The 12,649-nt window shown below is 39.7% G+C and carries 8 protein-coding genes; all 8 read left to right on the plus strand.

Features of this window, described 5'->3' with window-relative positions:
- Positions 1 to 3: 3 nt before the first annotated feature.
- The 8 genes from V7K15_RS05045 (at position 4) to V7K15_RS05080 (ending at position 12,632) form a co-directional block, all read left to right on the plus strand.
- Entirely contained in the window at positions 4 to 1,161 is a 1,158-nt protein-coding gene (locus V7K15_RS05045; protein WP_334903563.1) for a hypothetical protein, read from the plus strand.
- Entirely contained in the window at positions 1,158 to 1,760 is a 603-nt protein-coding gene (locus tag V7K15_RS05050) for a phage baseplate assembly protein V (RefSeq protein ID WP_334903565.1), read from the plus strand. The genes V7K15_RS05045 and V7K15_RS05050 overlap by 4 nt, the downstream gene beginning before the upstream one ends.
- A complete protein-coding gene (locus V7K15_RS05055) occupies positions 1,760 to 2,161 on the plus strand; it encodes a GPW/gp25 family protein (protein ID WP_334903567.1) in 402 nt (133 codons plus the stop codon). Before V7K15_RS05050 ends, V7K15_RS05055 begins: the two co-directional genes overlap by 1 nt.
- Entirely contained in the window at positions 2,158 to 4,701 is a 2,544-nt protein-coding gene (locus tag V7K15_RS05060; RefSeq protein ID WP_334903568.1) for a putative baseplate assembly protein, read from the plus strand. Before V7K15_RS05055 ends, V7K15_RS05060 begins: the two co-directional genes overlap by 4 nt.
- Complete coding sequence (locus tag V7K15_RS05065) at positions 4,698 to 7,625, plus strand: putative baseplate assembly protein (RefSeq protein ID WP_334903570.1); 2,928 nt, start codon at positions 4,698 to 4,700, stop codon at positions 7,623 to 7,625. The genes V7K15_RS05060 and V7K15_RS05065 overlap by 4 nt, the downstream gene beginning before the upstream one ends.
- A complete protein-coding gene (locus V7K15_RS05070) occupies positions 7,622 to 10,189 on the plus strand; it encodes a hypothetical protein (RefSeq protein WP_334903572.1) in 2,568 nt (855 codons plus the stop codon). Before V7K15_RS05065 ends, V7K15_RS05070 begins: the two co-directional genes overlap by 4 nt.
- Positions 10,190 to 10,198: 9 nt before the next feature.
- Positions 10,199 to 11,605: a DUF6519 domain-containing protein gene (locus V7K15_RS05075; protein WP_334903574.1), complete on the plus strand. Its 1,407-nt coding sequence runs from the start codon at positions 10,199 to 10,201 to the stop codon at positions 11,603 to 11,605.
- A gap of 202 nt (positions 11,606 to 11,807) precedes the next feature.
- Positions 11,808 to 12,632: a hypothetical protein gene (locus tag V7K15_RS05080; protein WP_334903576.1), complete on the plus strand. Its 825-nt coding sequence runs from the start codon at positions 11,808 to 11,810 to the stop codon at positions 12,630 to 12,632.
- Positions 12,633 to 12,649 lie beyond the last annotated feature (17 nt).

Here is a 12,649-nt window from a genome sequence, read left to right on the forward strand (position 1 = left end):
TTTATGCCTGACCCCGATATTCGCATAAAACTCATGATTGGTCGCCCCCTTGTACCAAAACCCGCTCCTTATGAAGTAGTGGACGCACTGATAGACTTAGAAGTGACTCAACAAGACCGCGATCGCAGTGCTTTTCAAATGACCTTTAGTCTTAGTAAAGAATTAAAAAACTCTTCAGATTATTGGTTACTGCGAGAAGGCATTTTAGACCCTCCCAACCGGATAATTATTCAGGTCATAGTTAATGTAAAAGTCGGTGTAAATCGCAGTATCCAACAACCTATATTAATTGACGGCATTATTACTAACCATCAAATTATACCCAGTAATAAACCAGGTGATTCCAAGCTCATAGTTACTGGTGAAGATATTAGTGTCATGCTCGATCTCGAAGACAAAAATGTAACTTATCTTAACTTATCTGATTCTAAAATTGTTACGCAATTATTAAAATCTTATAGTAAATATGGACTAAAAATCGATGTTCAAGATACCAGTTATTTTGTCCCGTCCAAAGAAGAACAAATTACCAGTCAACAGAGTACAGACTTACAATTTATTCAGAAATTAGCTCTCCGTAATAGTTTTATTTTTGAAATCAAGCCTGATAAAACTCCCGGTAGAAATATTGCTTATTGGGGTGAAGAAAAACACAAAGTCACTCCTTATCAACCAGCATTGTCAATGAACATGGGGGCATTTACTAATGTAGACTCGTCTATAACCTTCAACTTTAATGCTCTGGAAGCTATTCAACCTCAAGCATCAATTACCGATGAAAAGAGTGGAGCATCAATTTCGATTCAGGTTCCTAAATCGCCCGGTCAAGCCTTAGCTAGCAAGCCTGCTAAAGCCTTACGGACAGAAGTGCTACGTTGCACTAATAAACTCGAAAAAATCCTAGCCGAAAAGGAAACAGAATCATTTGCTAGCCGTTCACGGGAAAATGCTGTAACTGCCAGTGGGGAAGTAGATACTGTTCGTTACGGTTATGTCTTACAAGTGCGCCAATTGGTGGGAGTGCGGGGTGTAGGAAAAAGTTACGGGGGTTATTACTACGTCAAACAGGTAACGCATCGTATCAAACGTGGCGAATACAAACAAAGTTTTACATTGATACGTGAGGGACAAGATGCAACAATTCAGAGGTTAGAAGTATGAACCAACAAGAACTTGCTACTTGTGGAAGTATAAATCAGCAAAGACCTTCTTTTTATGGCAAATACAGAGGTTTAGTATTTAACAATAAAGATCCGTGGGAAATCGGTCGCGTCCAGGCAAAAGTGCAAGAAATTTTTGGCAATGACCCCAGTGGTTGGGCATTACCTTGCGTTCCCTATGCAGGCAAAGGAATTGGGTTATTCCTCATCCCACCCATAGGTGCTTTAGTCTGGATTGAGTTTGAAAACGGAGATCCAGACTACCCAATTTGGACTGGCTGCTTTTGGGCAGATGAAAAGGTTCCAAATATAGTACCAGCTAACCCTTATGACCCAGACATAAAGGTACTTAAAACCGATATCGGCAAGATTGAAATCAATGATAAACAGGAAAACAAAAGCATCACTATTGAAGCCAAAATTGGTGAGCAAACTGTGAAAATAGTGATGAATAGTTCGGGAATTGAAATCAACAACGGAAACGGTGCAACCATAAAGCTGAATGGTAATAATATTGAAATCAACAACGGAAACGGTGCAACTGTGAAGCTGAACAGTAAAACGGTATCGATTAACGGCACTGGTTTGGAGGTGACTTGATGCCAGAATATCTTGTAAATCTGCCCCGTCATAAGAATCTCATCAACATTGATTTTCCCTTCCAGTTTGACAGATATAATTGCACCGCCAGCACCAGCGATGAAAATCACATCCGCGACTTAATTGAACAACTACTGTTTACTACTCCCGGCGAACGAGTCAACCGCCCAGATTTCGGTTGTGGTGTATTGTCTCTGATTTTTGCACCCAATAGCCCGGAATTAGCAACAGCTATGCAAATTACTATTCAAGCATCTATTGAGCGGTGGTTGAGTGATTTAATCGATCTGCAAACGCTGGAAGTAACAAGTGTTGATGCTAGCCTTTATATAGTGGTGGAATATTTTGTGCGAAGCACTGGTGAGGCACAAACAGCTACTTTTAGGACGACAGTACCATGAACAGCCACACCTTTATCTGCCAAAATGAACAGCGCCGCAAAGAAATCCGCAGACAAAGAAAAAACGGGCTAGATTATGTAGAAGTTAGTGATGATTTGCGATCGCTATTTGTCTACTTTTTAGGTTCAGTACCAGAAGACCTGAGAAAAGAAAATCTCCATATTCAAGGCGGTCAACGCATCCGCAATCTTCATGTAACTAATTTACAGGTAGAAAATCCCCCAAGTTGTGAGGGTTACTTAACAGTTAATCTTAACCAATCAGGCGATTTCTCTCTCTATACTTTGCGCTTGGTGTCATTAGATGAACAGGGCAAACCCACAAACCAACCATATCCCAATTTTGACCCGCGTTACTCCCAAGTAGAATTTAAATTCCGAGATGGGATCTGTAACACTGACATGGATTGCTTGCAACAGCAAACCTGTCCGCCACAGCAACTAGTTGAACCAGCTATCAACTATCTAGCCAAAGATTATGATAGTTTTCGCCGATTGATTTTAGATCGCCTGTCCCTAGTGATGCCCGATTGGCAAGAACGCCATGTTCCCGATTTGGGTATTACTTTAGTGGAAGTCCTCGCTTATGTTGGCGATTATCTCAGCTACTATCAGGACGCTGTAGCCACCGAAGCTTATCTTGAAACTGCCCGCCAACGGATTTCTCTCCGTCGTCATGCCCGTCTAATCGATTATCCTATGCATGAGGGCTGTAATGCACGTACTTGGTTGTGGCTAGAGACAAGTGTTGATATTTTCCTGGAAGAAAAAAATTTTTACTTTATTACTAGTTATAAAAACGCGCCTCCCCTTGGCACTATCCTAGAAGATATTCACCACCTAGATGATGTTCGTGATAGCAGTTATGAAGTTTTTGAACTGTTAACGCCACTACCGATTCATCTCTACAGCGCTCACAACAAGATCCTATTTTATACTTGGGGCGATTGCTGCTGCTGTCTTGACCGTGGTTCCACAACCGCTACATTAGTGGATGAATTTATACATCCTACACAGGCAGAGAAGGCAAATTCCTCCAGTTCCCAATTTCTGGAACATCAGCGAAAATTACACCTAAAAGTTGGTGATATCTTAATTTTTGAAGAAATTATAAGTCCTAAAATAGGCATCCCAGAAGATGCAGATATGAATCATCGCCATGCTGTGCGCCTGACAAATGTCAAAGCAAGTGTGGACGAACTTTACAATCAGCCGATTGTAGAAATAGCATGGTCAAAAGAGGATGCATTACCTTTTGCCCTTTGTATTTCGGCAATAGTACCACCAGACTGTCAGCTAGTTGATATTAGTGTTGCCAGAGGCAATGTGATTCTAGTTGATCATGGTCGCACTATTGATCGCGAAGATTTGGGAACTGTACCGGGAAAAAAAGTGAGGCAGCAGTGCGAAGAGGAAGGCGAACCTATAGAAATTTTAGTTAAAAGCGATCGCTTCCGTCCCCAATTACAAAAAACGCCTTTAACTTTCAGACAACCTCTTTCCCAAAAAAATCTCACCCAAGATTCTGCTACGAGTTTGTTAATTCAAGACCCCCATCAAGCATTACCCCACATCAAACTTACAAGTACTGTAAATAAATCTACTTGGACTCCCCAATACGACCTCATAGACAGCAACAGCAAAGACCACCATTTTGTTGTGGAAATGGACAATGATGGACAAGCACACTTGCGTTTTGGAGACGGTGAATTAGGAATTAGACCAGAAGTATATACTCACTTCCAGGCAACTTACCGGATAGGTAACGGGTTTTCAGGTAATATTGGTGCTGAAGCGATTTCTTATATTGTATTTCACAATATTTTTAATAGTGGTTCGACATTGCAGCCACACCAGCTATTCTCTACTAAAGGTGGGACAGAACCTGAACTTCTATCTGAGGTGAAATTATATGCACCGCACCTATTTCACGAAAAATTAGAACGTGCCATTACTGTTGATGATTACGCGCAATTGGTGATGCAACATTTCCCTACGAAAGTGCAACAAGCGGTAGCCAACTTACGCTGGACAGGTAGTGGGTATGAAGTCTGGGTAGCAGTAGACCCCTTAAATAAAGAAAAAGCAGACGACAAATTACTGCAAAATATTGCCATAGACCTAAAAAATTACCGCCGCATTGGTCATGATGTCATCGTTCAACAAGCAGCTTACGTCTCTTTGGATATTGCCATGACAGTTCATGTCAAATTTGACTATTTACGCGGCCATGTCAAAACTGCAATGCTTAATATTTTCAGTAACCGAACTTTACCTAATGATCGGCGTGGTTTTTTCCATCCCGATAACTTAACTTTTGGCAAAGGTATTGCTTTAAGTCAGATAATTGCGATCGCTTATGCTGTTCCAGGTGTCGAAAGTGTCTCTGTCTCCAAGTTAGAACGCCTTTTTGAAGGTTCAAATCACGAGATTGAAGCAGGTTTTTTACCCATTGGTTCATGGGAAATTGCCCGCCTTGACAATAACCCCAATTTTCCCGAAAACGGTAAATTCACACTCGATTTGCGAGGTGGCAGATGAAATTAACTTGTAGCTGTAACTGTCACTCTAAGTATAAACCAAGCGATAACTCCAAATGTGGTTGCTGTGAAGGTGTCGAAATTCTAACTTCAAAGTCGGTAGCGAATCAACCTAATTTGTATACCCTAGCTTATCGAGTCGGAACCCATGCCAGCTTTTTAGAAACGATGAAAGCGCGTCTGGGTGACAGCGAGTTTCCCTCACTCAAACATCTAAAAACCCGTGACCCTCAAGACCCGTCTTTAGCTCTCTTAGATGCTTGGGCTACTGTAGCAGACGTTCTGACATTTTATCAGGAACGCATAGCTAATGAAGGTTACTTACGTACTGCTATTGAGCGGCGTTCCCTAATGGAATTGGCTCAATTAGTAGACTATACACATAGTCCCGGTGTCAGCGCCAGCGTTTATTTAGCTTTTACCGTGGAAGATGGTTACAATTTGGAAATTCCTGCTGGTTTGACTAGCCAAAGTTTACCTGATTCTGGTGAATCGCCGGAATTTTTTGAAACATCAGAAAAGCTGCAAGCTTATGCCCAGTTGAATCAGATAAAACCTCGAATGAGTCCATCACAGCAAGTTAGTTCAACAGAGGCTACAGAAATTGACAAGCTTTATTTAGATGGTGTAGGCATAAATCTCAAACCTAACGATCCACTTTTACTCATCTTTGGCGATGCTGAAGATAAGCAAGTCATTCGCAGAGTTCAATTTATTGAGTCTCAACCAGGTCAAAATCGTACAAAAATTACATTACAATCACCATCAAAAGTTACACAACCATTAACAGTTGATGTTTTGTCAACAAATGACTCTTTAGCAAATATAAAACAACAAAAAATAAAACAAGTAATCAAAGAGCCATCAATACAACCTATGAATGCTCTGAAAATGGAGCGGACAAACCAACAAATCTTCAATTCCCAAAAAAATGATATTAATTCACGATTAATTAAGACTTTAAATCCCGCTTTAAACACAGCAGTCCATCAGATTTTGGCTAACAATCAAGTTAATTCTTCTACTTCTAATAAATTAAAGCGGATTGAGGCTCTAAGTATAAAAGCTGCACCTTTCGGGAATAACCTACCATTGAAGCCGATTTTTGACCAGCAGGGGCAAATTGAAAAATACGAGGAATGGCAAATTGCAGGCGTAAATGAGCCTATATCGAGTTCCTCTGGACAAACAAATGTTGCTAGCACACTACCAGTAGAATTACGCAATATATTAACACTAGATACCCAATATGATGGGATTGCACCTGGTAGTCGGTTAGCAATTGAATGTGCAAATGTTAGTGAAATTAGTATTTATCAAGTAATAAAAGTTGAAAATATCTCTAAAATCGCCTATGGCATAGTATCAAGAATTACACAACTCACTTTAGATAAACCTTGGTTAAGAGAACACGATACATCTTTAGATATTATGCGTCAAACCACAGTGTATCTTCCTAGTGATTGGAATTTAGTGGAAAAACCAATTGACATGAAAGATGAACTTAGTAGTCAAAATTATATATCCGATCAGATGGAGGTTGAACTAGACAATCTCTACGAAGGTCTACAACCTGGACGCTGGTTAATTATCAAAGGTGAACGCAGTGATATATCCGATGTCAAGGATGTGTGGGCTAGTGAAGTTGTGATGTTGGCAGGGGTCAGACAGGATGTATGCGCGAATTTGCCTAATGACAAACCCCATACATTCCTGGTATTTGCTAGACCTTTAACTTATTCTTACAAGCGAGAGAGTATTACTATCTATGGTAATGTAGTCAAAGCCACTCATGGCAAGACTCATGCTGAAGTACTGGGCAGTGGTGATGGTACTAAAGCAAATCAACAATTTACACTTTCACAACCCCCTCTCACCTATTTACCAGCACCTATCCCTAGTGGCGTTGCTAGCACCTTGGAAGTATATGTTAATGATGTCCGTTGGCAAGAAGTGGAAAATTTGATTCAGTTAAGTCCAACAGACCGTGCCTATATCACCCAAACTGATAGTGATGGCAACACAACTATTATCTTTGGCAATGGTAAACATGGAGCTAGGTTGCCTAGTGGTATTGAAAATGTCAAAGCAGTTTACCGCAGTGGTATCGGCCAAGGAGGTAATGTTGCAGCAGCAAAAATTACGCAACTAGTAATGCAACCTCTAGGTTTGAGGGGCGTACTCAACCCAATAGCAGCAACAGGAGGCGCAAATGCCGAAAGCGATGATGAAATCCGTCGCAATGCATCTGTTGGGGTAACATCTCTCAAACGTGCAGTTTCCGTAGCAGACTATGCCAATTTTGCCCGCAGCTTTACCGGAATTGGCAAAGCAAATGCTCAACGTCTTTCAAATAGCTCGCGTAAAATTCTGCACATTACGATCGCTGGGGCTGATGATATCCATATTGATAGAAATTCAGATTTATACCGCAGCTTTATAGAAGCATTATACCAGTTTGGCCACCCCTATCAGCCACTACAAGTAGATATGCGAGAACTTATGCTGTTAATTATCAGCGCCAAGGTGCGGATTTTACCAAATTATCAATGGACACCTGTAGCACTAAAAATTCGGACTACTTTGTTCGATAAATTTAGCTTTGAACATCAGGAACTAGGAGAAAATGTTGTCCTCAGCAAAGTTATCACCACGATTCAACAAGTACCTGGGGTAGACTACGTATATGTGGATATTTTGGATAGCGTTTACGAAACTGAAGCCCAAAATCCAGATAGTTTAAATACAAAACTTAAAGAACTGGGAAAACTGGACATAACTCGTAGGAATGGACAACCAAAACAATTGATTCCTGTAAATTTAGCTAATTTCGATTCAATAGCTAACCAAATTATTCCTGCTCAATTAGCTATTCTTAGCCCGAAAGTAGCAGATACACTAATTCTGAAGGAGTTGAAATCATGAGCAATTCCCCAGACCGTCTTTATGAACTTTTGCCAGTTGTTTACCGCATACGTGATGCAGAACAAGGCTATTCGCTACGAGATTTATTACGTGTAATTGCTGAACAAGTAGATGTTGTTGAAACAGATATTACTCAACTCTACGAAAACTGGTTTATTGAAACTTGTCAGGATTGGGTAGTACCATACATTGGTGATTTAATTGGTTATCAAAGCATTGACAGTTCTGGTCAGTTAACAAATGCAACCAGTCATGAAAAACAGCAATTCAACAAGATATTAATTCCCCGTCGTGAAGTAGCAAATACTATTCGCTACCGACGGAGCAAGGGTACGTTAGCTTTATTAGAATTGCTGGTTGATAAAGTAGCTGGCTGGCCGGCACGAGTTGTAGAATTTCATCAGCAAGTTAGCAAAACCCAGCACATCAATCACCTGCATTTGTCAAGCCCAACAACAGTAAATCTGCGTCAAGTCGATGCAGTAGCAAAGTTAAATAGCCCATTCGATGAATTAGCTCATACAGTAGATATCCACGAGATTGGTTCACAGCATCAACCTGGAAGATACAACATTTCAAATGTTGGTGTTTTTGTTTGGCGATTAAAAGCTTATTCTGTAACTCTCGCACCAGCTTTTTGTTTGGAAGAAGTTAGCTCTAACTGCTATACTTTCAGTATTACGGGTAACGATATTCCGCTCTACACTCGCCCGCATTTATCACAAGATGCAACACAAATTGCTCAGGAATTAAACTTACCTATCCCCATTCAACGGCAAGTTTTGCAATCTTGCAAGAACGATTATTTTGACTCAAACCCAAATCCAGAAGAATTCACCAAAAGTTTGAAAATCTGGAAAGGCGTTGGCTCAAAACCGTATCCAGTTTCTCCAGATAAAATTATTATTGCCGATCTGTCCGATTGGAATTATCAACCAGAGCAAGACTATATAGCAGTTGACCCAGAATTAGGTCGGATGATTTTTCCCATACGCCAGTTACCAAAAAACGGTGTTTGGGTTTCTTATCATTATGGTTTCATTGCTGATATTGGTGGTGGCGAATATGACCGAACTCTGTTAGATTCGGAGGCACATTTGTTACTTGATGCCGATGATATTCAAGAGCCAGCAAGAAAGATATCACGATTACAAGATATTTCTGCACTATCCCACTTTTTGCGATCGCAATTTTCCCAGGCTACCCAAAATCTTTTGAATGCTTACAGTAGCCCTTCTCCACCTGAACCAGATTTAATTGCAGCTTTGCTCACAGGGCTAAATCAACTACTTTCGGGTGAAAACCTCTATGATGAACAACGTTTTGCAGGTATCAACTTGAGTGCAAAAACTAAAAGTTTAGTTCAGCAAAATCTCTACGGTAAAGAACTGATTCGCTGCAATCGGTTGCTATTAGAAGAAGCTTTTCCATCTGAAATCAGAAAACATTATGCTCATTACAGCGTTAGTCAAACCTCACAAGAGGATTATCAAACTATTACCGAGGCAATCTCACAGTGGCAACGAGACAAACCTCGTGATGCTGTAATTGAAATTATTGACAGTGGTGTTTATGTAGAACGAATTAATATTGAACTGGAGAAAAACCAGAGTCTACAATTACGTGCAGCTAACCACAAGCGTCCAGTGATTCGTATTCTAGACTGGAGAACTGCTTTCGGCGATGCTTTAAATGTCACAGTAGAGTCAGGAAGTTGCTTTGTTATTGATGGTTTATTAATTACTGGTCGGGGAGTGCATATAGAAGGTAATCCCTCTCAATTTGCAGATTATCCTACCTCTGTTGTTCAAAAACCAGCTGCTATTATTATCCGTCATTCTACATTAGTACCGGGCTGGTCATTACATTGCAACTGCGAACCCCGACGTTCTAGCGAACCAAGTTTGGAGCTATTTAATATCAATGCGTGTTTAACGATTGAACACAGTATTGTTGGCTCCATTCAGGTCAACCAAAATGACGTAGAGACTGACCCTTTGCCCATACATATTAGCGATAGTATTATAGATGCTACCAGTATTGAAGGTGAAGCTATTGGTGCAGCAGGTTACTCCATAGCTCATGTGCGGTTGACTATTGCACGTTGTACAGTTTTTGGCCAGATTCAAATACATGCAATTGATTTAGCAGAAAACAGTATTTTTAACGGCATTATATTCGTTGCTCGTCGCCAACAAGGTTGTATCCGTTTCTGCTATGTGATGCCTAATTCACGCACACCACGCCGATATAATTGTCAACCTGATTTAGTGGAACAGGTGGTTAGACAACAAACTGAACTACAACCAGAACAGGTAGACGAAAAGCTGCTTTTCACCAGACATCGCTTACGACCTCAATTCAACAGTGTACGTTATGGCACACCTACCTACTGTCAGTTAGCGTTAACCTGTGCTGAGGAAATCAAAGGTGGCGCTGATGACGAATCAGAGATGGGTGCTTTTCACAATCTATATCAGCCTCAAAGAGAGGCTAACTTACGCATCCGTCTAGATGAATATACACCCGCAGATATTGAGATTGGCATTATTTACGTTACCTAAGAGGATTTTATGCAAGGAGAATTTAGAGGTGATTTTACTCGTGATACTTACGACAAGAGCAAGCACTTCCTTCGAGTCCTTATGCAACAAGGGCGAGTGCAACTAGATGCAGACTTCAACGAACAAATATCGATTTTACTAAATCGCCTACAAACTTTAGCCAAAGATGTATTTGGGCTACAAGGTGGCCCAGAGGAGAATTGTGGCTTTGAATTTATCGGTACTGAGGAGCAGATTAATAATCTTAACAACCTCAACGAGCAAGAAAAACAGGAATTAAAGCAACGGCTCCAATCTCAAGGCTATTTAATTAGCAAAGGTAACTATTATGTAAATGGTATACTTTGTGAAAATGAGGAATTTAGTTCTTATTTTCAGCAACCAGATTTTACATCTGAACCCATAGATCGTTGTCAAGTTCAACTAAATAGAGCTAAATATCTTGCTTATCTTGATGTTTGGGAACGACATATAACCCCTATTGAAGATCATGATGATCTCAAAATTAATATTCAGGAAGTTGCTTTAGGAGGAGCTGATACTGCAACTCGCTCCAAGTTAGTTTGGCAAGTTAAGCTGAAAAAATTAGATCAAGATATTGAAGATAATCAAGATATTGAAACGGTTATAAAGCAAATTACCAAGGATCATGAATATTTTCGGAGTGTGTTAGGTAAAGAGTTATTGAAGCCTGGAGAAGGCAAAATTATTGCCAGAGTCACAAAGCCTAGCTCTACAGGAATGAATGATCCATGTATTATCCCCTTTAATTCCAAATTTCGTGGTACAGAAAACCATCTTTATCGGGCGGAAATTTTTACAGTTCACACTGCTGATAACAACAATCAACTATCATTTGTCTGGTCACGGGAGAATAGCTCAATTGTTTTTCCTATTATGACATTTACTGAGAGCGACTCCTATGCGATCGCGTTTAAGCTAGAACATTTTGGCAAAGACAAATATTCTAGCTTATCAGCAGGTGACTGGGTTGAAATCATCGACGATGACTATATACTTCAGGATAGCGATCGCCAACTATTAAAAGTTGAGCAAGTGGATCGCATTGAAAATCAAGTAATTCTCTCAGGTGATACTAAGAAAAAAAAATTACTTAAAGAAAAGCACCCTCTATTACGCCGTTGGGACTCTGGAGAAGTTAAGGTAAATTTATCTGACGTGAAGAATAAATGGTTTCCCCTTGAGGATGGAATTGAGATTCAATTTCAAACAGATACTCAGAATAGCTTTTATCATATAAGTGATTATTGGTTAATTCCTGTGCGGACAGCTACTGGCAATGTAGAATGGCCTAAACAAAAAAAACCAAGAAGGAAAATTAGAACCTCAACCTCAACCACCGCATGGGATAGTTCATTATTATGCACCTCTAGCAGTAATTTCAGGCGATCCTAATAAAGTAATAGTTCATGATTGCCGAACAAAGATTGGTAGTCAAGAGATTAGTACAACACCTGTTAGTATAAAACCTAATTATACACCACCAGGTGATACTAAGGAAACTCCTACACCGCTAATTGATACTAACAAAAGTCCTACAGAAACAATAAAAGAATTCAACCGCATAATCAATGCTAGCTGGCATCACGATCAAGTTTTGGAAGCTATTATTGGAAAAGAAGAGGAAAACTCTAGTAACATACCAGAGGATCAATTATTTAATTTAAAATCTCAAGGATTGAAAGATTTATTTACAAAACTAGGTTTAGTAATTCAGTTTCAAAAGCCAGTACGGATTGATAGCTTACATAAGAGTAGTGTATCTGTTTTAGCTCATACAGACAATGTATTTAGAGGTGAAGTATTTTATATATTGCCAATGAAGGTTGAACCAGTTCAAGTTCAAAAAGTTGAAACCAAACCTATCCGTTGGGCAATTGGCACTGATGTGTTAGATAGTAATGTCAATCTAATTACAGAAGTTGAATCTTTCACAAATGAAAATAATGGCTATACTGAAGCTGTCCGATTGATTACACCTGATGATTGGTCACAAAAAGCCGTCTTTAACCAAAGTAATATCTATCAGTTTACTGTACTATTACATGGTGATTGGATTATTAATGAAGAACCATTATTTGAATACGAGAATTTGAATTTACAAGAAGATTTAAATAAAGCTATTATTTCTGAGAGATTACGTCAGCAGTTTCAAGAAAACGGAATTTTACTTTCTCAAAATATTACTTTGGTGACGGAAAAAGAAAATTTAAAATGGCGCTTACTCGAACAGGGTAACATTTACATTGTTACAAGAGATAACAATAAATTAACAGTTAGCAAGATTCAGGCATTGGATGCCAACAACATTTGGCCTGGTGTTCCCGAACGGTTTAGCGGAAATGGTGCGAATCGTTGGCTAGAAACCAATCCTTTAAGGATTAGGGGGATTAGCCGCAGGGTATTGAACCTTGACAACTGAATGACCATGTAGGTGAG

The organism is Nostoc sp. (assembly GCF_036919815.1).
Classification (GTDB): domain Bacteria; phylum Cyanobacteriota; class Cyanobacteriia; order Cyanobacteriales; family Nostocaceae; genus Nostoc.